16 protein-coding genes are annotated in these 20,548 nt (G+C 74.2%); 10 read left to right on the top strand and 6 right to left on the bottom strand.

Going from position 1 to position 20,548, the window contains the following annotated elements; translation table 11 throughout:
• The first annotated feature begins 92 nt into the window (after window positions 1-92).
• Window positions 93-1,976, top strand: coding sequence for an O-aminophenol oxidase PhsA (gene phsA / locus ACZ42A_RS20735; RefSeq protein WP_468528695.1), 1,884 nt, complete (start codon window positions 93-95; stop codon window positions 1,974-1,976).
• Window positions 1,977-1,987: 11 nt separating this feature from the next.
• On the opposite strand, the gene ACZ42A_RS20730 is transcribed toward phsA, so the two are convergent.
• On the bottom strand, window positions 1,988-2,725 hold the full coding sequence (locus ACZ42A_RS20730; RefSeq protein ID WP_468528694.1) for a CTP synthase C-terminal region-related (seleno)protein: 738 nt from the start codon (window positions 2,723-2,725) through the stop codon (window positions 1,988-1,990).
• A gap of 88 nt (window positions 2,726-2,813) precedes the next feature.
• On the opposite strand from ACZ42A_RS20730, the gene ACZ42A_RS20725 reads away from it, so the two are divergent.
• A complete protein-coding gene (locus ACZ42A_RS20725) occupies window positions 2,814-3,680 on the top strand; it encodes a LysR family transcriptional regulator (protein ID WP_468528693.1) in 867 nt (288 codons plus the stop codon).
• Between the two features lie 117 nt (window positions 3,681-3,797).
• Window positions 3,798-4,385 carry a PDZ domain-containing protein gene (locus tag ACZ42A_RS20720; RefSeq protein ID WP_468528692.1) on the top strand — a complete coding sequence of 196 codons (588 nt, stop codon included), beginning with the start codon at window positions 3,798-3,800 and terminating at the stop codon, window positions 4,383-4,385.
• A 21-nt stretch (window positions 4,386-4,406) separates the two neighbouring features.
• Here the strand turns inward: ACZ42A_RS20720 and ACZ42A_RS20715 are convergent, their stop codons facing one another.
• Window positions 4,407-5,159 (bottom strand): phosphodiesterase, encoded by a 753-nt coding sequence (locus ACZ42A_RS20715; protein WP_468528783.1) that lies wholly within the window; start codon window positions 5,157-5,159, stop codon window positions 4,407-4,409.
• Between the two features lie 154 nt (window positions 5,160-5,313).
• Here ACZ42A_RS20715 and ACZ42A_RS20710 point away from each other — a divergent pair, with 154 nt between their 5' ends.
• From ACZ42A_RS20710 to ACZ42A_RS20700, 3 genes are all read left to right on the top strand, one after another.
• Window positions 5,314-5,940 carry a LysE family translocator gene (locus ACZ42A_RS20710; protein WP_468528691.1) on the top strand — a complete coding sequence of 209 codons (627 nt, stop codon included), beginning with the start codon at window positions 5,314-5,316 and terminating at the stop codon, window positions 5,938-5,940.
• Window positions 5,941-6,099: 159 nt separating this feature from the next.
• A complete protein-coding gene (locus ACZ42A_RS20705; RefSeq protein WP_468528690.1) occupies window positions 6,100-7,230 on the top strand; it encodes an aminopeptidase P family protein in 1,131 nt (376 codons plus the stop codon).
• 52 nt (window positions 7,231-7,282) lie between these two features.
• A complete protein-coding gene (locus tag ACZ42A_RS20700; RefSeq protein WP_468528689.1) occupies window positions 7,283-8,227 on the top strand; it encodes an aminoglycoside phosphotransferase family protein in 945 nt (314 codons plus the stop codon).
• A gap of 51 nt (window positions 8,228-8,278) precedes the next feature.
• Here ACZ42A_RS20700 and treZ read toward each other — a convergent pair whose 3' ends face one another.
• The gene (gene treZ, locus ACZ42A_RS20695) at window positions 8,279-10,024 is read right to left on the bottom strand and encodes a malto-oligosyltrehalose trehalohydrolase (RefSeq protein ID WP_468528688.1); all 1,746 of its coding nucleotides are present in this window, start codon (window positions 10,022-10,024) and stop codon (window positions 8,279-8,281) included.
• Between the two features lie 173 nt (window positions 10,025-10,197).
• On the opposite strand from treZ, the gene ACZ42A_RS20690 reads away from it, so the two are divergent.
• From ACZ42A_RS20690 to ACZ42A_RS20680, 3 genes are all read left to right on the top strand, one after another.
• Window positions 10,198-10,749 carry an FHA domain-containing protein gene (locus ACZ42A_RS20690; protein ID WP_468528687.1) on the top strand — a complete coding sequence of 184 codons (552 nt, stop codon included), beginning with the start codon at window positions 10,198-10,200 and terminating at the stop codon, window positions 10,747-10,749.
• A 62-nt stretch (window positions 10,750-10,811) separates the two neighbouring features.
• Window positions 10,812-12,212, top strand: coding sequence for a M14 family zinc carboxypeptidase (locus tag ACZ42A_RS20685; protein ID WP_468528686.1), 1,401 nt, complete (start codon window positions 10,812-10,814; stop codon window positions 12,210-12,212).
• The gene (locus ACZ42A_RS20680; protein ID WP_468528685.1) at window positions 12,209-12,688 is read left to right on the top strand and encodes an SSI family serine proteinase inhibitor; all 480 of its coding nucleotides are present in this window, start codon (window positions 12,209-12,211) and stop codon (window positions 12,686-12,688) included. The genes ACZ42A_RS20685 and ACZ42A_RS20680 overlap by 4 nt, the downstream gene beginning before the upstream one ends.
• A 29-nt stretch (window positions 12,689-12,717) precedes the next feature.
• Here the strand turns inward: ACZ42A_RS20680 and ACZ42A_RS20675 are convergent, their stop codons facing one another.
• Together ACZ42A_RS20675 and treY are read right to left on the bottom strand one after the other, a co-directional pair.
• On the bottom strand, window positions 12,718-13,965 hold the full coding sequence (locus ACZ42A_RS20675) for a M14 family zinc carboxypeptidase (RefSeq protein ID WP_468528684.1): 1,248 nt from the start codon (window positions 13,963-13,965) through the stop codon (window positions 12,718-12,720).
• A gap of 488 nt (window positions 13,966-14,453) precedes the next feature.
• Window positions 14,454-16,811 (bottom strand): malto-oligosyltrehalose synthase, encoded by a 2,358-nt coding sequence (gene treY, locus ACZ42A_RS20670; protein WP_468528683.1) that lies wholly within the window; start codon window positions 16,809-16,811, stop codon window positions 14,454-14,456.
• Between the two features lie 81 nt (window positions 16,812-16,892).
• Here treY and ACZ42A_RS20665 point away from each other — a divergent pair, with 81 nt between their 5' ends.
• The gene (locus tag ACZ42A_RS20665) at window positions 16,893-18,365 is read left to right on the top strand and encodes an MFS transporter (protein ID WP_468528682.1); all 1,473 of its coding nucleotides are present in this window, start codon (window positions 16,893-16,895) and stop codon (window positions 18,363-18,365) included.
• Here ACZ42A_RS20665 and glgX read toward each other — a convergent pair.
• Window positions 18,362-20,485 carry a glycogen debranching protein GlgX gene (glgX, locus tag ACZ42A_RS20660; RefSeq protein WP_468528681.1) on the bottom strand — a complete coding sequence of 708 codons (2,124 nt, stop codon included), beginning with the start codon at window positions 20,483-20,485 and terminating at the stop codon, window positions 18,362-18,364. The two genes, ACZ42A_RS20665 and glgX, sit on opposite strands and share 4 nt — an antisense overlap.
• Window positions 20,486-20,548: the final 63 nt, after the last annotated feature.

Raw genomic sequence — 20,548 nt, 5'->3', positions numbered from 1 at the left:
GAATGGGGCATTCAGTGAACCTTCGAGGGGGTGAACGGACTCTTCTGGGGTGAGGGGAACAGAGTCGACAGAACACACGGGGGTGTTCGACCTTGACCGACATCATCGAGAGGCCCGCCGGGCAGCTCACCGTGGGCGACGACAAGGAGCGGCCCGCACCGGCGGACCTCACGCCGTACGTCGCCCCGCTGCCCGTCCCGCCGGTTCTGCGCCCGGAGACCGGCGACGTCCTGCGCGAGACCGAGATCGCGCTCCGTCCCACCTGGGTGCGCCTGCACCCGCAGCTGCCGCCGACGCTGATGTGGGGGTACGACGGCCAGGTCCCGGGCCCCACCATCGAGGTGCGCCGCGGGCAGCGCGTCCGCATCGCCTGGACCAACCGCATTCCCAAGGAGAGCGAGTATCCGGTGACCTCCGTCGAGGTGCCGGTCCGCGCTCCGGGCACGCCACCCGCGACCACCGAGCCGGGCCGCGAGGGCGTCGAGCCCAACAAGGACGTGGCCGCCCTGCCCGCCTGGTCCGTCACCCATCTGCACGGCGCGCAGACCGGCGGGGGCAACGACGGCTGGGCGGACAACGCGGTCGGCTTCGGCGACGCCCAGCTCTCCGAGTATCCGAACGACCATCAGGCGGTCCACTGGTGGTATCACGACCACGCCATGAACATCACGCGGTGGAACGTGATGACGGGCCTGTACGGCACCTACCTGGTCCGTGACGACGAGGAGGATGCCCTCCATCTCCCCTCCGGGGAGCGGGAGATCCCGCTGCTGCTGGCCGACCGCAACCTGGACACCGACGAGGACGGCCGCCTCAACGGCCGGCTGCTGCACAAGACGGTGGTCGTGAACCCGTCCCACCCGGAGACCGGCAAGCCGGTCAGCCTGCCCTTCACCGGCCCGTACACCACGGTCAACGGCCGCATCTGGCCGTATGCCGAGGTGGCCGCGGCCTGGTACCGGTTCCGGCTGGTCAACGCGTCCAACGCGCGGATCTACGAGCTGGTCCTGGTCGACGAGGACGGCGATCCGGTGCCGGGCGTCGTGCACCAGATCGGCAGCGACGGCGGGCTGCTGCCCCGCCCGGTCCCGGTCGACTTCGACGAGACCCTGCCCACCCTGACCGCGGCCCCCGCCGAGCGCTTCGACCTGCTCGTGGACTTCCGGGGCCTCGCGGGCCGCACCCTGCGGCTGGTCAACAAGGGCCCCAACCAGCCGGCCGGGGTGCCCGACCCGGCGGGCAACGTGCGGTATCCGGAGGTGATGGAGTTCCGCGTGGGCGACTGCGAAGAGCCCGACACCTTCGAGCTGCCCGAGGTGCTGTCCGGCTCCTTCCGCCGGCTCACCCACGACATCGAGCACGGCCACCGGCTGATCGTCCTCACCCCGCCCGCCACCAAGGGCGCCGGCGGCCACCCGGAGATGTGGGAGATGATCGAGGTCGAGCACCCCGGCGAGATCCAGGTGCCCACGGACGGCGTCATCCAGGTCACCGGCCCGGACGGCAAGACCCGCACCTACCGGCGGATGGCGCGGACGTTCAACGACGCCCTCAACTACACCATCGCCGAGGGCAGCCACGAGCAGTGGAGCTTCCTCAACCTGGCGCCGATCGTCCACCCCATGCACATCCACCTGGCCGACTTCCAGCTCCTGGGCCGCGACGCCTACGACGTCTCGGGCTTCGACCCGGCGATCGGCGGCACCCGCACCCCGATCCGGTACGACGCGGGCACCCGGATCCCGCTCGCGCCGAACGAGCACGGCCACAAGGACGTGTTCCGGGTGCCCGGGAACCAGATGCTCCGGGTCATGGGCCGGTTCGACGGGGCGTACGGCCGCTTCATGTACCACTGCCACCTCCTCGAACACGAGGACATGGGCATGATGCGGCCGTTCGTGGTCATGCCGCCCGAGGCACTGAAGTTCGACCACGGCGGGGCACACGGCGGCCACGGGGAGGGTCACACGGGCTGACCGGCAGAGGGTCACACCGGCTGAGGCGCCTCCCGCGCGGCGGCGTGTTCGACCGCGGCTCGCGCCAGCGCCCCGATCACCGGGTGCGGGTGCGAGCCGTCACCGGACAGCTCCGGCTGGAAGAGCGTCGCCACGAAGAAGGGATGACCCGGCAGTTCGGCGATGCGGACGGCGCCGTCCTCGTCGTATCCGGAGAACCGCAGCCCGTGCGCGCGCAATGTGTCCAGGTGCCGGGAGGGGCCGTAGTTGCAGGAGTAGCGCTCGACCGTGCGCTCCGAGCCGAGGAGGGAGTGGATCAGGGAGCCGGACTCCAGTCGTACGGCGGCCTCGTGGCCGGCCAGTGAGCAGGCGAGCGGCTCGATGAGGAAGTCGTCGGCGTCGGGGTCGTTCTCGGCGTGCGCGACCCGGGTCAGCCCGCACACCGAGCGGGCGAACTCCAGCAGCGCGTGCTGGAAGCCGCCGCACGTGCCGAGGAACGGGATGCCCTCCTCCCGCGCGGTGCGGATCGCGGCGAGCACGCCCGCCTCGCTGCGGTACGGGCTGCCGGGCACCACCCACACCGCGTCGAACCCGCGCACCGCGCCCTCGGCCTCGGCGTCCTCGGACGGGATCCAGTACGGGTCGAGGACGAGCCGGTCGCGGCCGGCGAGCGCGTCGAGCAGCAGCGGGATACGGGTGTGCGAGACGACGTTGGGGCTGCGGTCGCCGACCAGGGCGACCCGCGCGGTGCGGGTTGCGGTGTGTGTCATGGCGTTCATCCTCCGCGCGGCCTCTTGTTCACGTCCAACGATGATCTCTGCATCATCGATAAGCGCTGCTGATGAGAGGCTGGCCCGCATGGACCCGCACCTCCTGCGCACCTATGTCACCGTCGCCCGCCTCGCCTCGTTCTCGGAGGCCGCGCGCGAGCTGGGCTACACCCAGTCCGCGGTGTCCCAGCACATCGCCGCCCTCGAACAGGACCTCGGCGCGTCGCTGCTCACCCGTCGCCCCGTGGCCCCCACCGCCGCCGGGGAACGGCTCCTGGAGCACGCGGGCCCGCTGCTGCTCCGGCTCGACGCGGCCCGCGCGGACGTGGCCCGGATGGCGGCGGCGCCCGCGCACGGGCTGAGCCTCGCGGCCTCTCCGACCGCGCTGGGCCCCCGCGTCCTCTCCGCCCTCCCGCCGGCCGGCGTCACCCTGCGGGTCCTCGCCCGCGACGAGATCCCCGGGGCCGTCGCCACCGGCACCGCCGACCTGGGCCTCGTCGACGGCCTGGCCGCGCCCAGCGACCCGCTGCGGCTGCCCGACGTGGCGCCGCTGACCACCGAGGGCGTCGGGGAGGAACCGGTCTGTGTGCTGCTGCCCGCCACGCATCCGCTGGCCCACCGCACCGGGCTGCGCCTCGGGGACCTCGCCGACGCCCGCTGGCTGGACGCCCCTGACGCGGCCCTGCCCTTGGCCCAGCTGCGGGCCGCGGCGGGCGGCCGGGGCTTCCGCCCCGCCCTGCGCTACGAGGGGACCGACGTCCGCGTCCTCACAGCGCTGGCCGCTGCCGGTCAGGGCCTGACGCTGCTGCCCCGCGCGGCGGCCGTCTCGGTGCCGGGCGCGGTCGCCGTCCCCGTCGTCGCCCCACGCCTCGTCCACCGCACGGAACTGGTGTGCGCGGGCGCGCCGAGGGGAGCCGCGGCGGCCGTCGCGGAGGCTCTGCTCGTCCGCGCCTGACCTGCGCCGAGGGCCTGAAGGCCAAGACCTTCCCGTTCTTGACCACCGGTCAGTCTCACTCGTTCGTGGCACGTCGTGCGCCGGTGCGCCGGGTAGAGCACCAGCCGGAGGCGATCCATGGAAGAGACTGCGTTGCGTCCCAAGCCGATGCCCGGTCAGGAGCCCGGCGGCGGCGGCCGCCCCGGCGGCTCGCCCCGGCGCCCGCACGCCACGCGCCGGCGCGGACGCCGGCTCACCACCCTGCTGCTCGGCCTGTTCGCCGGGGCGGTCCTGGTGCTGTCCGGGGTCGGGCTCGGGACGGTGGGCGCCACCGTGATCGGCATGAACAAGCTGGCCGAACTCCAGCGCGAGGCGGAGCGGCAGGGGGCAGGGCCGTCCACCCGGTCCGCCCCGGCCCGGTCCGGCGCGTCCGCGTCGCCCGCGCCCTCCCCGTCACCCGCCGGGGCGATCCTCGGCGTGGAGGTCGTGAACGCGGAGAAGTCCGGCGCCCAGGTCGTCGGGGTCCATGTCCCCGGCCCGGGGTACGCGGCGGGCCTGGTCCGCGGTGACATCCTGCTCACCTTCGACGGCGCCCGGATCGACTCGGCGGCCGACCTGGTCCGTGCCGTCGACCGGGCCCGGCCGGGAGAGGCGGTCACGGTGACGGTGCGCCACCAGAGCGGCGGCTACCAGCAGCTCGCGGTGGTCCCGGGCGTGGTGACCTGACGCCGGCCCCGCGCGGTGCGGTCACACCACCCGGAAGTGGCTCGTGAGCCGTCCCTCGTCGTCCAGTACGTGGAAGGCCAGCCCGACCGGCGCGTCCCGGTCGGCCGGCTGGTCACCCTCCCAGGGCAGCCGCAGCGTCCAGGTCACCCCCGGCCCGACGACCAGCGGCCGTCCGGCGAAAGCGCTGGCGGCGGGGGTGTGCGCGTGCCCCGTGATCAGCCCCGCGATCTCAGGGCGGCGCGCCATCAGCGCGGCCAGCCGGTCCGGCTCGCGCAACGGGTAGGCGTCGGGCAGCGGGTGATGCAGTGCCACCGGCGGATGGTGGAAGGCGAGCAGGGCCGGACGGCCGTCGCCGAGCCCGTCGAGTGTCGCCTCGATCCAGTCGTACGTCTCGTCCGCCAGCGCTCCGTCGTCCCGTCCGGGGACGCTGGAGTCGCACATCAGCACGGCGGCCCCGTCGAAGACATGCGCGTCGTTGACCGGTCCGTCCGCCGCCGGCCGCCCCAGCAGGGCCTTGCGGTACGGCGCCCGGGCGTCGTGGTTGCCGGGGCAGGTGAGGACCGGGAAGGGGGCCTCGCCGTCGCACAGTCCGAGGATGCGGGCGGCCTCCTCGTACTCCGCCTCGGTGCCGTGGTCCGCGATGTCCCCGGTCACCAGCAGGGCGTCCACCCGCCCCGGCAGCCGCCACAGCCGGTCCCGCACCCGCTCGGCACGCTCCGTGGCCCGTGCGCTTCCGTCCAGGTGCAGATCGCTGATGTGGGCGAGTACGAGCACGACGCGGCCTCCCATGGCTGACACTCGTTAACGGTATGGCGGCATCAAAGCATTAGATCTAATGGGTGATCAACCCTCAGCCGTTAGAAACTCGATTGGCAGAATTGCGAAAACCACTGGTCGACCCCTTCCGCGCGGGGCGACGATGACGCCCATGCTGAGCACCCTCCTCGCCTTCCTCGGCGCCTGCACCCTGATCGCGGCCTCGCCCGGTCCGAGCACGGTGCTGATCATCAAGCAGTCGCTGCGCAGCCGCCGTTCCGGCTTCCTGACCGTGCTCGGCAACGAGACCGGCGTCTTCGTCTGGGGCGTGGCCGCCGCCTTCGGTCTCACCGCCCTGCTCACCGCCTCGGAGGTGGCGTACGACGTGATGCGCGTCGTGGGCGCGGTCGTCCTCGTCTGGTTCGGCGTCCAGGCCCTGCGCCAGGCCCGCCGGATGCGGCGCACCGGCGAGGCCGCCGAGGTCTGGCAGGACGTGGAGCGCAGCGGCTGGTCGGCCTACCGCGCGGGGCTGCTGCTCAACCTCGCCAACCCCAAGGCGGCCGTCTTCGCGCTGTCCTTCCTCCCGCAGTTCGTCCCCGAGGGCGCCCCGCACCTGCCCACCATGGTCGGCCTCGCCGCCCTCTGGGCCGTCTACGAGGTCGGCTACTACGGCCTGTACGTGTGGTTCGTCGGCCGGATGAAGGCCGTCCTGTCCCGCGCGGGGGTGCGTCGGCGGCTGGAGCAGGTCTCCGGCGGCGTACTGCTGCTCCTCGGTGCCCGGATGGCACTGGAGGGCTGACCCGTGGCCGTACGTCCGTCCGAAAGCTTCGAAAGCTCCGAAGGCTTCGAAACCTCCGAGGGCTCCGAAAGCTTCGAAAGCGCCGCGCACCGGCTCGCGCGGCCCCCGCTGTCCGGGCAGGATGCTGCCCGTGGTTCCCACACCGCCCAGGAGGCCCGGATGACCGGCAGTAGCACGCCCGCGCCCTTCACCGCCGACGACTACCGGGCCCGTATGGAGCGCGCCGCGCGCGCGGCCGCCGACGCGGGGCTGGCGGGGCTCCTCGTCGCCCCGGGCCCCGACCTCGTGTGGCTCACCGGCTACGCGCCCACCGCCGTCACCGAACGGCTCACCCTGCTCGTCCTCGCCGCCGGCCACGACCCCGTCCTCGTCGTCCCCACCCTGGAGGCCCCGGACGCCGAGAAGGCCACCGGCGCGCCCGCCCTGACCCTGCGCGACTGGACCGACGGCAAGGACCCCTACGCCGTCACCGCCGCCCTGCTCGACGACAAGGGGCGCTTCGGCGTCAGCGACAACGCGTGGGCCATGCACCTGCTGGGCCTGCAGAAGGCGCTGCCCGGCACCTCCTACGCCTCCCTCACCGAGGCCCTGCCCATGCTCCGCGCGGTCAAGGACGAGGCGGAACTGCGGCTCCTGGCGGCGGCGGGAGCCGCCGCCGACGCAACGTTCGAGGAGATCCGGAAGGTTCCCTTCGCCGGCCGCAGGGAATCCGACGTCGCCGCCGGCCTCGCCGACCTGCTGCGCCGGTACGGGCACGAGCAGGTCGACTTCACCATCGTCGCCTCCGGCCCGAACGGCGCCAACCCGCACCACGAGGTCGGCGACCGCGTCATCGAGCGCGGCGACATGGTGGTCCTCGACTTCGGCGGCCTCAAGGACGGCTACGGCTCCGACACCTCCCGCACGGTCCACGTCGGCGAACCCACCGACGAGGAGCGCCGGGTCCACGACATCGTCCGCGAGGCACAGGAGGCGGGCTTCCGCGCGGTGCGGCCCGGCGTCGCCTGCCAGGAGGTCGACCGGGCGGCCCGCGCGGTCATCGCCGACGCCGGATACGGCGAGTACTTCATCCACCGCACCGGGCACGGCATCGGTGTCACCACGCACGAGCCGCCGTACATGATCGAGGGCGAGGAACAGCCCCTGGTGCCCGGCATGTGCTTCTCCGTGGAGCCCGGCATCTACCTCCCCGGCCGGTTCGGCGTCCGCATCGAGGACATCGTGACCGTCACCGAGGACGGCGGCCGTCGTTTGAACAACACCCCGCGCGAGATGGTGATAGTGGACTGACCGCAGTCCGCGATCCCGTCCCCGTACGCCCGCACACGACAACGGCCCGACCATGACCCAGGCACCGACACCCACCGCGGACACCGTCCGCCGACTGGTCCGCTCCCTGCTCAAGGAGGGCGCGGACACCGCCGCAGGCCCCGACGTCCGGCCGGTCGCCGGCGGCGAGGAGGCCGTCACCTGGTGGGTCGGCACCCGCCATGTGCTGCGGCTCGCCCCCGACGCCGAGGCGGCCGTCCGGCAGCGCCGCGAACTGCGGCTGCGCGACCTGGTCCGGCCGCACGTCCCGGTCGCCGTGCCGACCAGCGTGGCGCACGGCGAGTGGGCGCCCGGACTCACCTACACCCTGGACACCAAGGTGCCCGGCGGCTCCGGCGAGCAGCACGACGTCTCCGCCCTCGGTGAGGCCGACCTCGCCGGGGTGCTCACCGGCCTGCGCGAGGTGCCGCTGCGGCAGGCCGAGGCGCTGGGCGTGCCGCGCACCGCCCCGCGCTCGCTGGAGGCGCTGCGCCGGGCCGCCGTACGGGCCGCCGAACGCCTGGCCGAGGCCGACGAGTTCGACGCGGCGCGGCTGCGGCAGCTCACCCCGCCCGCGGCCGGCCAGCTCGCCCCGCAGCCCGGCGGCGCGGTTCTGGTCCACCACGGGCTCACCGGCGAGCACCTGGTGGTCAGCACGGACGGCCGGGTGCGCGGTGTGCTCGGCTGGGCCGACACGGTCGTCGGCGACCCGGCCGAGGACATCGCCGGACTCGCCCGCGCCGTCGGCGCCCCCGCCGCCGTCCGCGCCGCCACCCTCGCCGGCTACGGCGCCCGCCCCTGCCTGCGCGGCCTCTGGCTGGCCCGCTGCGACAGCGTCCTCCAGCTCGCCGAAACCCTCTCCGGCCGCCCCGTCGCCCCCTTGCCCCTCCTGCGCTCCCAGCTCCGCCGCGCCTGGGAACCGATCCTGCTGGAGCGGGTGACGGACCTGCGGGCCGACGCGGCGGACGACACGCCGTAGGGAGGCCGGGGCGGGCCCCGGCTCAGCCGGCCGTACGGCGGGCGCGCCCGCTCACGGCTGTGCCAGCACCACGCACGACTCCCCGGGCACCCGCAGCAGCCCCTCCGCGTCCGGGACGTCCACGGGCTCCCACGCGGCGAGAACCGCGGCCGGGCGGGAGCCCAGGGGGATGGCCGTGGGCTCCTTGCCGAGGTTCACGGCGACGCACACGTCACCGCGCCGGAAGGCGAGCCAGCGGGCCTCCTCGTCGTAGGCCACCTTGATGTCGGCGAGGTCGGGGTCGGTGAGGTCGGGCTGCTCGTGCCGCAGGGCGACGAGGCGGCGGTACCAGGCGAGCACGCGCGCGTGGGGCTCGCGTTCCCGCTCCGACCAGTCCAGGCACGAGCGCTCCCGGGTCGCCGGGTCCTGCGGGTCCGGGACGTCCTCCTCGGCCCAGCCGTGCGCGGCGAACTCCCGCCGCCTGCCCTGCCGTACCGCCTCCGCGAGCTCGGGATCGGTGTGGTCGGTGAAGAACTGCCAGGGCGTGCCCGCCGCCCACTCCTCGCCCATGAACAGCATCGGCGTGAACGGCCCGGTCAGCGTCAGCGCGGCGGCGCAGGCCAGCAGCCCGGGGGAGAGGAGGGCGGACAGCCGGTCGCCCTGGGCCCGGTTGCCGACCTGGTCGTGGGTCTGGCTGTAGCCGAGCAGCCGGTGCGCGGCCACCCGGGTGCGGTCCAGCGGGCGCCCGTGGCGCCGGCCGCGGAAGCTGGAGTACGTGCCGTCGTGGAAGTACCCGCGCGTGAGCGTCTTGGCGAGCGCCTGCAGCGGAGCGCGCGCGAAGTCCGCGTAGTAGCCCTGCGACTCGCCGGTCAGCGCGGTGTGCAGGGCGTGGTGGAAGTCGTCGTTCCACTGCGCCTGGAGCCCGAAACCGCCCTCCGCGCGCGCGGTGACCAGCCGTGGATCGTTCAGGTCGGACTCCGCGATCAGGAACAGCGGCTGGCCCAGGTCGGCGGCCAGCCCGTCCACCGCCGTCGACAGCTCCTCAAGGAAGTGGTACGCGCGCGTGTCCACCAGCGCGTGCACCGCGTCCAGCCGCAGCCCGTCGATCCGGTAGTCCCGCAGCCACGCCAGCGCACTGCCGACCAGATACGCGCGCACCTCGTCCGAGCCCGGCGCGTCCAGGTTCACCGCCGCGCCCCAGGGCGTCTGGTGCGTATGGGTGAAGTACGGGCCGAACGCCGGAAGGTAGTTGCCCGACGGGCCCAGGTGATTGTGGACGACGTCCAGGACCACGCCCAGACCCAGCTCATGGGCCCGGTCCACGAACCGCTTCAGTCCCTCGGGCCCGCCGTACGGCTCGTGCACCGCCCACAGCGAGACCCCCTCGTATCCCCAGCCGTGGCGCCCGGGAAACGGGCACACCGGCATCAACTCGACGTGTGTCACGCCCAGTTCGGCGAGGTGGTCCAGCCGCTCGGCCGCGGCGTCCAGGGTGCCCTCCGGTGTGTACGTGCCCACGTGCAGCTCGTAGAGGACCGCCCCCGGCAGCGGGCGTCCCGGCCACTCCGCACGCCACGCGTAGCGCCCCTGGTCGACGACCGCGCTCAGCCCGTCCGGGCCGTCCGGCTGCCGGCGGGAGCGCGGGTCCGGCAGAACGGGGCCGTCGTCCACGGCGAAGCCGTACCGGGTGCCGTCCCGCGCCTCCGCCTCGGCGATCCACCACCCCACGCGCTCCGGATCGCGCTCCATCGCGCGCGTGCCCCCCTCGCAGTGGAGCGTCACTCGGCCGGCCTGCGGTGCCCACACCTCGAACTGCACGGACGGTTCCCCTTCGTCTGCTCACCGTGATGTAGCCCGTCCATGGTGCGTCAAATGAGATCAATCCGCTTTTGCATCTTCCCTTTTGCCGCAGGTGTCGTCAGGTACGCGCGCGTGGTGGCCGTTTCTCCGGTTTCTGGACACCCGGGGTTCACTGACCGACAATCACCAGCGTGACGTCGTCTTTCGAGTTCCCGATCTCTCTCCCGCGGCCTTCGGACGCGGAGCGCGACCAGGCGCTGAAGGTCCTGCGTGACGGCGTCGCCATGGGCCGGCTCTCCCACGACACGTTCATCCGGCGCATGGAGCTCGCCCTCGCCGCGCGCCGCTCCGACGAGCTGGCCGCGCTCACCGCCGATCTGCCCACCGAGGGCCGGTTCTCCCGGCTGGTGTTCGGCACCGTGGAGGCGGTGTCCGGGTTCTCCGAGCGGCTGCGCCGCGCCTGGCAGGCCGAACGGCTGCCCAAGCTCCTGCTGCCCCACCCGGCGGTCGGCAGCTCGCTGCGCATAGGCCGCGACCCCGCCAGCGGTCTGAGACTGAGCCACGAGACCGTCTCGCGCGTGCACGCCGAACTCGTCCGCCAGGGCGGTATGTGGATCCTCCGGGACCTCGGCTCGACCAACGGCACCACCGTCAACGGCCGCCGCGTCATCGGCGCCACCGTCGTCCGCGAGGGCGACCAGGTGTCCTTCGGGCAGGTGGGTTTCCGCCTCGCCGCGCACTGAGCCGGCGCTCAAATCAGGTCGGTGTCCGCGGTGTTGACGTACACCTGAAGTCGTGACTGACTGTGCGTACACCACATACATCAGGTGAAGCGACGGCACCACGGAGGTGTGCTCTGCCGCCCCTCCTCCGCTACCCGACCGTCGACGAGCTGGGCGCCCGGGCCGCCGCCCTCGTCGCCCGCCACCCCCGGGACGCGCGGCTGCGCCGGGTCGGCACCTCCCGCGCGGGCACGCCCCTGTGGCTGCTCTCCGTCGGCCACGGCGGCCGCCAGGCCCTCGTCGTGGCCGGACCGCACGCCAACGAGCCCGTCGGCGGGGCCACCGCGCTGCGCCTGGCCGAGCGCGCCCTCGCCGACCCGCGGCTCACCGAGGGCACCGACGTCACCTGGAACCTGCTGCTCTGCCTCGACCCCGACGGACTGCGCCGCAATGAGGGCTGGCTGGCGGGCCCGTACGACCTCGGCCGCTACTTCCGGCACTTCTTCCGCCCTGGCTTCCTGGAACAGCCCGAATGGCTGCCGGACGGCGCGGCCGGGGCCACCCTGCCGGAAACCCGCGCCCTGCTCTCGCTCCAGGATGAGCTGAAACCTTTCTTCCAGTGCTCTCTGCACGGCGTCGACGTCGGCGGCGGCTTCGTCGAACTCACCCGCGACCTGCCCGGCCTCGCCCGGCGCGTCGCCCGGATCGCGACCCGGCTGCGCATCCCGCGCGAACTCGGCCCCTACGACACCCTGTACTGGCCGAGCCTCGGCCCCGCCGTCTACCGCATCCCGCCGCCCCGCCGCGGCGACCGGGTCGCGGCCATCACCGAGGCCGCTGTCGAGTCCACGTGGTTCCACCCGCACCGGTACGGCACCGTCACGGCCGTCGTGGAGGCGCCGATGTGGGGCGTCGCCGCCGTCGAGGACGGCTCCGCGCCCGCCGACCCGGAGGCGCGGCTGCGCACCGTCAGCCGCACCCTGCGGCACGACACCCGGCTGCTGCGGGACCTCCTGGCCCGGCTGGCCCCGTACGTCGCCGGCACGCCGGACGCGGACCGCCTGCTGGCGCCGGTCGACGACTATCTGCTGGTCTGCCCCGGCCTCGCCGACGCCTGGGACCCCGACGTCACCGACCGGGCCCGCCCGCTGCCCCCGCTGGACACCGCCCACCTGACCGCCCTGCGCATCGCCGGGCGCCGCCTCGCCCTGCGCACGGCGGGACTGCTGCACCAGCTCGTCACCGGGGCCGGCCGCGACCCGGCGGGCGTGCTGCCCGAGCTGGACCGGCTCCTCGACGCGTGGTGCGCCGACTACCGCGACGGCTGCGGCGCCGAGTGGATCCCCGTGCCCCGTCAGACCGAGTACCAGTCCCGCGTGGTGCTCGCGGCGTTCGAACTGGCCGCGGGGCAGCCGCCCGCGCGCTCCCGTTCGGGTGAGCCGGACTGGGGTTCCGAGCCCGTCGTGCCGATGCACCGGGAATGACGTACACCATCACAGCGAAGGCCGTACGGCGCTGCCTGCCGACGACGGCCGCCCTGTTCGCCGTCCTCGCCGCCGGGGCGGCACCCGCGCGGGCGGCGGCCGAGCCGGTCCGGGAGACCGGCCCGAGCACCTGGCTCCAGCTCACCGTCACCCGGGACGACGTCCTTGCCCCGGGCCCCTTCGGCTCCCTGCGGCCCGGGCGGCACGTCTCCGGCGACACCCGCGGCGCCCTGCTGCTGTGCGACCCGCCTCATGGGCACGCACGGGCCGCCGAGGCCTGCTCCCAGCTCGACGCCGCGGAGGGCGACATCCGCCGGTTCCCGCTGAAGGACGTCACCTGCCCGATGATGTACGCGCCGGTGACCGCCCACGCGTTCGGTGAGTGGCAGGGGCGGCCGGTCGACTACCGGGAGACGTTCTCGAACTCCTGCGCGATGGAGGCGGTGACGGGGGCGCTGTTCGCCCTCGACGGCTGACGGGTGCGTCGTGCGAGGAGCCGGCTGGGTCAGGCCGCGCGGTCGCGGGCGTGCAGGGCCGCGGCGACGACCGTGCGGGACTGGTGCTCGACCTGGTGCTCCAAGGGCACCCAGCGGGCGCGGAACCGTTCCGCGAAGGCCTCGCTCCAGGTCGCCACGAGCCGTTCCAGCCGTGGCACCGCGCGGTCGTCGGCCTCCCGCAGCACCCGCAGCAGCATCGCCGCCGCGCGCAGCGGCAGCCGCCGGGCGAAGGCGTCCACGCTGCCGACGTACGCCATCGTGTGGTCCGCGGGCGGTGTGTGGATCCAGTCCGCGGCCAGCCCCGGCACCAGCTCCAGCGCCCACCGGGCGGCCCGCAGCAGGGGCCCGTCGAGCCCGTCCAGGCGCGGCAGCGCCTCGGCGAGGACCTCCTCCACCTCCCGCGCGTCCCGCAGCAGCCGGTCCGCCAGCCGCCGGATCGCCGCGGCGGGGGCGGGATGCGGCGCCGGGTCGTCCACCAGGTCGCTCGCCCACATCGGCACCTCGACCACCGCGGTAAGCCCGCCGTACCGGTGCGCGTGATACCAGGTGCTGTGCCGCGCGTCGTCCGGCATGCTCGGATACGCGACGGAGCCGGGCGCGGGCATCACATGTATCCCGGGGCCCGAGGCGGGCCAGCCCGCGGCGTCCGAGGCGCCGGTCTCCACCGGAATGTGCAGCTCCGCCGCCGACTTGCCGAACGGCTCCGCGAGACCCGGTATGTCCCTGGTCAACTGCACCCAGCTGCCGCCCAGATCCGTCCCGTGCAGGGTCACCTGGAGGTAGGGGCGCAGCTCGTCGATGAGCCCCGTCAGGGCGCGTGTCTCGGGCGGCAGCCGGTCCGGGGGCAGCACGGCCGGCGACCACTCCGGCTGCTCCGGGCCCGCGGGCCGGAAGAAGCCGTGGTGATAGTCGAGCAGGCTGCGCGGCGCCGGCGTCACATGCAGGCTCGCCCCGTCCGGGTCCGCGCACAGCAGGAAGTGCCAGGACGTCCCCGACCGCAGCGCCTGCTCGGCCACCACCCGCTGGGCGAGCGCGAGGAGCGTGGAGCCGCCGGTCGGCTCGTTCGCGTGGGCGCCCGCGACGACCAGCACCGCGCGGCGCGCACGGCCCACGGACAGCACATGCAGGGGGCGCCCCGCGCGGGACACACCCACCTCACGCAGGGTGCACAAGCCGGGGTGCGAAGCAGCCAACGCGCGCGCGGTGGAGACCAGTTCGGCCACTGTGGGATAGCGCAGCTCCGGCAGGTGACTCACCCCCGTTTGTCCGCCCGGCTTCGCACCGGCAGTACCGCATGGCCCGCAGGCGGTGTCAAGGAACCGACGGGGGAGGCTCCAGGGGGCGCCCGGATGCACATCCGGCCTGTGCGCGGAGCGCACGCCCCGGTGCTGCCGCCGCCGGGGTCGGCATGTGCGCCGTGCCCTCGCACGTCGGGCGCGGCGCCGTCGGCGAGGACTGTGCGGTGCTCTCGCCCGACCCGCCCTGGAAGCGCCCGCTGGGCGTCTTCTCGCGCGTACCCCCGACCGGCGTCGTGGAGGCCTTCGTGGCCCTCCTCCGCGCCCGCCTGCCACCCACCACGGCCCCCACGCCGACCGCCTCCGTATCGGCCACTCCGGCGCCGACCGCACCGGCCGCTCTCGCGCCGGTGGCCCCCGCCCCGGCGCAGACGCCCCGGCACCAGTCGCCCCGACCGCCCCGGCCGCCCCCGCGCCGGCTTCGCCGCCTGGGCCGACCCAGGCGCCGGTCAGCCCGCCTCCCCGACCCGCTCCAGCAGCGCCACCGGCAGTCGCTCGAACAGTTCCTCCACGCGCGCGTGCCCGCTGAACTCCCGCCCCGGGGTCAGGACATCGGTCCAGCGTCCCGGCGGCAGCGTCAGCCGGGTGCCGCGCCAGCCGCCCGCCTCCGCCAGCCGCAGTGACAGCCGGGTGACCGCGGTGACGACCTCGCCGGAGCGCGCGTACGCCAGCACGTGGTCCGCCGCGGGCCCCTCGGCGGCCAGCGGGGCGTACGTCGCCGCGCCCCCGAACACCTCGGGCCGCCGCGACCGCAGCCGCAGGGCCGCCGCCGTCAGCGCGCCCTTGTCGCCGGGGTCCTCGGGCGGGAACCGCACGAGCCGCCGGTTGTCCGGATCGACCAGGGTGCGGCACTCGGCCTCGGTGCCCTGGTAGACGTCCGGCACGCCCGGCATCGTCAGATGGACCAGCGCCACCCCCAGCACGTTGGCCCGGATGTGCGGCTCCAGCTCGCGGCGCAGGGCGGCCACCCGCTCGCCCGGCGCCCCGCAGGGCCCCGCCGCCACGAACGCCGCCACGGCGTCCTCGTACGGCGGCTCCTGCTCGGTCCAGCTGGTGAACATCCCGGCCTCGCGCACATGCTTCAGCAGCGCCGCCCGCACCCGCTCCGGGTCCGCCGGGCCCAGCCCGAAGACCGTCTGCCAGGCCGCCCAGGCCAGCTGTCCGTCCGGCGCGCCCACGTCGGCCCGGCTCACCTCGCCCAGCACCTCCGACCAGCGCTCCGGACACTCGGTCAGCACCGTCAGGGCCGCCCGCACGTCCGCGCTGCGCTTGGTGTCGTGCGTCGACACGACGGTCCCGCCGACGGGCCAGTCGCGCTGCACGCGCGCGCAGTAGGCGTGGAACTCCTCGGGGGACACCGCGGGGCGCCCCGGGTTCCCGCCCACCTCGGTCGCCGACAGCAGCGGCACGTACCGGTAGAACGCCGTGTCCTCCACCGACTTCGCCCGCAGCGCCGACGCCGTCTGCGCGAACCGGGTGCGGAACTCCCGGCGGTCCGGACCGTCGCCGTGTTCCCCCAGCAGCAACCCGCGCACGACGTCGACCGCCCCGGCCTCCTCCGGGACGGCGAACGCCCGCCGGGCCTGCGCCGCGTGCTCCTCGGTGACGACCAGGGCGGCGTCACCGGACTCGTAGGGCCGGTAGACCTCCAGCCGGACGAGCAGCTCCCGCAGCGCGGTGTGCAGCGCCCAGGGCGCCCGGTCGCGCAGCGCCGGATCCGGCGAGGCGGCGCACAGCCGGCTCGCCACCCGGGTCAGCCGGTCCACCTCGGTGGCCAGCTCGTGCTCCAGGACCCGGTACGCCGCCCGCCGCGCGGTGGCTTCCCAGTGCCCGCCCCGGTCGGTCTGCGGGGCCGCGAACCGCCGGTACCGGGCGAGCAGCTCCCCGGCGCCCGCCGGGTCCGTGAAGACCCCGTCGACGTGCCGCAGGGCGTCGTAGCCCGTGGTGCCCGCGACCGGCCAGGCGGCGGGCAGGTGCTCGCCGTCGGAGAGGATCTTCTCCACGACCGTCCAGCGCCCGCCGGTCGCCTCGTGCAGCCGCCGCAGATAGCCGTCGGGGTCGGCGAGACCGTCGGGATGGTCGACGCGGAGCCCGTCCACGACCCCCTCGTGCAGCAGCCGCAGCAGGGTGGCGTGCGTGGCGTCGAACACCTCCGGGTCCTCCACCCGCACCCCGATCAGCTCCGAGATGCTGAAGAACCGCCGGTAGTTCAGCTCCGTCCGCGCCAGCCGCCACCACACGGGCCGGTACCACTGCGCGTCCAGCAGCTGCGGCAGCGGCAGGTCCTCGGTGCCCTCGCGCAACGGGAACGCCTGGTCGTAGTAGCGCAGCAGCTCGCCGTCGACCCTCAGGTGCGCCAGCTCCGCGCCGAGCGGATGCCCGAGCACCGGCAGCAGCACCTGGCCGCCCTGCGCCTCCCAGTCGATGTCGAACCACCGCGCGTACGACGACTTGGGGCCCTCGCGCAGCACCTCCCACAGCGCCCGGTTGTGCCGCGGGGCCATGGCCATGTGGTTCGGCACGATGTCCACCACGAGCCCGAGACCGTGCTCCCGCGCGGTGCGGGACAGCGCGCGCAGCCCCTCCTCGCCGCCCAGTTCGCCCCGCACACGCGCGTGGTCCACGACGTCGTAGCCGTGCAGCGAGCCCGGGACGGCCTCCAGGACGGGGGACAGGTGCAGGTGCGAGACGCCGAGCGAGGCCAGGTACGGCACGGCCGCCGCGGCGGCCCCGAACGGGAACTCGGGCTGGAGCTGGAGCCGGTACGTGGCGGTGGGCACCGTGGGGTCGGGTCGCTCAGGTGTCATGGAAAGCTACGTACCCGTCACGCCGGGTTTCGTGTCATCGTCCCCTGCGTGCACACCCGCGCGCGTGGCTAGCTTCGAGCGATGGGAAGCACCGGGTTGCGCCGCACGCTGGGGACCTACCGCGAGGTGGTCGGACTGACCGGGCCGCTGCTGCCGGCCGTGTCCTTCCTGGGGCGGCTGCCGACCGCCACCATCCAGTTCGGCAGTGTGCTGCTGGTCGCCCGCACCAGCGGATCGCTGGCCGTCGCGGGCCTCACCGGCGGCGCGCTGGCGCTCGGCCAGGTGGCGTGCGGGCCGCTGGTGGGGAGGCTGGCCGACCGGCACGGGCAGCGCCCGGTCGTCCTGGCCTGCTCGCTGCTCAACGCCCTCGCGATCACCGCGCTGGTGGCCGGGGCGCTCGCCGGTCCGCCCACGCCGCTGCTCGTCCTCCTGGGGGCGTTCGCGGGCGCATCCGTTCCGCTGATCGGGCCCCTCGCGCGGACCCGTCTGGTGGCCCTCGCCCGCCGCTCCGGGGCCTCCGACGCCACGGTGGGCGCGGCCCTGTCCCTCGAGAGCACCCTCGACGAGATCTCCTTCGTCCTCGGACCCGCGCTGGTCGGCCTCGCGGCGGTCGTCGCCCATCCGGGCCACGCCCTCGCCGTCGCGGCCCTCCTGGTGGCCGTCTGCGGCACCGGCTTCGCCCTCCACCCGACGGCCCGCGCCACTGCACCGGCCACCCGCTCCGATCCCGGGCCCGTCCAGCGCTCGGCCGCCCGCTCCGATCCCGGCCCCGTCCAGCGCTCGGCCGCCCGCTCCGATCCCGGCCCCGTCCAGCGCTCGGCCGCCCGCTCCGATCCCGGCCCCGTCCAGCACTCGGCCGCCCGCTCCGATCCCGGCGGCCCCGTCCGGAACTCCGCCACCCGCCCCGACCCCGGCCCCGTCCAGCCCTCCGCCGCCCGCCCCCGCATGCCCCGCTCCGTCCACTCCCTCCGCGCTGCGCTGGCCCTCCAGGGAGCGATGTTCGGGGCCTGCCAGGCCGGGATCACCGCGCTCACCGAACGCCTCGGCCAACCGGAGCAGGCCGGTCTCGTCTACGCCGCGATGGGCGTGATGAGCGCGGTCGCGGGGCTCGCCATGGCGGCCGTACCCGCCCGCTTCGGGCTGACGGCGCGCTGGCGGGCGGCCACCGCGGCGGCGTGCGCGCTGTCGCTGCCCCTGCTGGTGACGGACGGCCTGGGCGCCCTGTACGCCGTCGTGACCGTCCTCGGCGTCGCCTACGCCCCCCACCTGATCACGGTGTTCGGGCTGACCGAACGGGTCGTGCCGCAGGCGCGTCTCGCCGAGGCGATGGCCTTCGCGACGAGCGCGCTCGTCGGCGGCCAGGCCCTCGCGCTCGCCGTCACCGGCCGCCTCGCCGAGTCCCACGGCCCCGGCGCGGCGTTCGCGGCGGCGAGCGCGGCCGCCGCACTCGCCTGCGCGATCGCGCTGACGGCGCGTCCGGCGACGTACCCCGAACGCGCCGTACGCAATGCAGGCGCCGCTGCCGCAGACCGCGCGGAAACACCCCTCCCTTAGGCAGGCCGCTGCAACACCGTCAGGCTCCGGTCGATCAGCCGCAGCCGCTCCCCGGCCGCCACCTTCGCGCCGGTGCCCGGCGGCACCCCGTCCGGCATGGCGGTGTCGACGACGACCTGCCACTGCCGGCCGTGGTCGACCGGCACCAGGAAGTCCAGCGCCTTGGGGGAGGCGTTGAACATCAGCAGGAAGGAGTCGTCGGTGATGCGCTCCCCGCGCGGACCCGGCTCGGAGATCGCGTTGCCGTTGAGGAACACCGTCAGCGCGGACGCCTGCGCCGACTCCCAGTCCCGTTGGGTCATCTCCCGGCCCTCGGGGGTGAACCAGGCGATGTCGGACAGCTCGTCGTGGGTGCCCTCCACCGGACGCCCGTGGAAGAAGCGCCGCCGCCGGAAGACGGGGTGGTCCTTCCGCAGCCACACCATCGCCCGGGTGAACTCCAGCATCTCCCGGGGCAACCCCTCGCCCTCGCCGTCCGGCCAGTCCACCCAGGACAGTTCGCTGTCCTGGCAGTAGGCGTTGTTGTTGCCGCGCTGGGTGCGGGCGAACTCGTCGCCGTGGCTGATCATCGGCACGCCCTGGGAGAGCATCAGCGTGGCGATGAAGTTCCGCATCTGCCGTGCGCGCAGCTCCAGCACGGCCGGGTCGTCGGTCTCGCCCTCCACCCCGCAGTTCCAGGACCGGTTGTGGCTCTCGCCGTCCCGGTTGTCCTCGCCGTTGGCCTCGTTGTGCTTGTGGTTGTACGACACGAGGTCGTGCAGGGTGAAGCCGTCGTGGCAGGTGACGAAGTTGATGGAGGCCAGCGGGCGCCGCCCGTCGTCCTGGTACAGGTCGGACGAGCCGGTCAGCCGGGAGGCGAACTCCGCGAGCGTGCGCGGCTCGCCCCGCCACAGGTCCCGCACGGTGTCCCGGTACTTGCCGTTCCACTCGGTCCACAGGGGCGGGAAGTTGCCCACCTGGTAGCCGCCCTCGCCCACATCCCACGGCTCGGCGATCAGCTTCACCTGGGACACCACCGGGTCCTGCTGCACCAGGTCGAAGAAGGACGACAGCCGGTCGACCTCGTGGAACTGCCGGGCCAGGGTGGCGGCGAGGTCGAAGCGGAAGCCGTCGACGTGCATCTCGGTCACCCAGTACCGCAGCGAGTCCATGATCAGCTGGAGCACGTGCGGGGAGCGCATCAGCAGGGAGTTGCCGGTCCCCGTGGTGTCCATGTAGTAGCGGGGATCGTCCGCGAGCCGGTAGTACTGCGGGTTGTCCAGGCCCCGGAAGGACAGCGTCGGGCCCAGGTGGTTGCCCTCGGCGGTGTGGTTGTAGACCACGTCCAGGATGACCTCGATGCCCGCCTCGTGCAGCGCGCGGACCGCCGACTTGAACTCCAGCACCTGCTGCCCGCGGTCGCCCCAGGAGGCGTACGCGTTGTGCGGGGCGAAGAAGCCGATCGTGTTGTAGCCCCAGTAGTTGTTGAGGCCCATGTCCACCAGTCGGTGGTCGTTGACGAACTGGTGTACGGGCATCAGCTCCAGGGTCGTCACCCCCAGCTCGGTGAGGTGCTCGATCAGCGCCGGGTGGGCCAGCGCGGCGTAGGTGCCGCGCAGCTCCTCCGGCAGCCCCGGATGGCGCATGCTCAGGCCCTTCACATGCGCCTCGTAGATCACCGTCTTGTGGTACTCGGTGCGCGGGCGCCGGTCGTCGCCCCAGTCGAAGTACGGGTTCACCACGACCGACGTCATGGTGTGCGGGGCGGAGTCCAGGTCGTTGCGCCGTTCGGGCGCGCCGAAGTGGTAGCCGTACACCTCCTCGCCCCAGTCGACCGTCCCGCTGATCGCACGGGCGTACGGGTCGAGCAGCAGTTTCGCGGAGTTGCAGCGCAGACCGCGCTCCGGGGCGTACGGGCCGTGTACGCGGTAGCCGTACCGCTGCCCCGGCATCACGCCCGGCACGTACGCGTGCCGCACGAAAGCGTCACTCTCCCGTAGTTCCACCGCCGTCTCCGAGCCGTCGTCGTGCAGCAGACACAGCTCTACTCGGTCCGCGGCCTCCGTGAAGACCGCGAAGTTCGTGCCGGCGCCGTCGTAGGTGGCGCCGAGGGGATACGCCTCTCCAGGCCAGACCTGCATGGATACGACTCTTCCAGGTGTGCCGCGCCACGGGGGGTCCCTTGGCCCCGAGTCTCCTTCGAA

It is taken from the genome of Streptomyces sp. NPDC030838, from assembly GCF_055572035.1.
Note: the sequence above shows the minus strand (reverse complement) of the source record. Positions and strands in the feature narration are given on the sequence as shown.

Excerpts from the sequence above, each read along its gene's own strand:
- ACZ42A_RS20730 (WP_468528694.1), bottom strand. The coding sequence starts at position 2,725 with ATGACACACACCGCAACCCGCACCGCGCGGGTCGCCCTGGTCGGCGAC.
- ACZ42A_RS20725 (WP_468528693.1), top strand. The coding sequence starts at position 2,814 with ATGGACCCGCACCTCCTGCGCACCTATGTCACCGTCGCCCGCCTCGCC.
- ACZ42A_RS20720 (WP_468528692.1), top strand. The coding sequence starts at position 3,798 with ATGGAAGAGACTGCGTTGCGTCCCAAGCCGATGCCCGGTCAGGAGCCC.
- ACZ42A_RS20710 (WP_468528691.1), top strand. The coding sequence starts at position 5,314 with ATGCTGAGCACCCTCCTCGCCTTCCTCGGCGCCTGCACCCTGATCGCG.
- ACZ42A_RS20705 (WP_468528690.1), top strand. The coding sequence starts at position 6,100 with ATGACCGGCAGTAGCACGCCCGCGCCCTTCACCGCCGACGACTACCGG.
- ACZ42A_RS20700 (WP_468528689.1), top strand. The coding sequence starts at position 7,283 with ATGACCCAGGCACCGACACCCACCGCGGACACCGTCCGCCGACTGGTC.
- ACZ42A_RS20680 (WP_468528685.1), top strand. The coding sequence starts at position 12,209 with ATGACGTACACCATCACAGCGAAGGCCGTACGGCGCTGCCTGCCGACG.
- treY (WP_468528683.1), bottom strand. The coding sequence starts at position 16,811 with ATGACACCTGAGCGACCCGACCCCACGGTGCCCACCGCCACGTACCGG.
- ACZ42A_RS20665 (WP_468528682.1), top strand. The coding sequence starts at position 16,893 with ATGGGAAGCACCGGGTTGCGCCGCACGCTGGGGACCTACCGCGAGGTG.
- glgX (WP_468528681.1), bottom strand. The coding sequence starts at position 20,485 with ATGCAGGTCTGGCCTGGAGAGGCGTATCCCCTCGGCGCCACCTACGAC.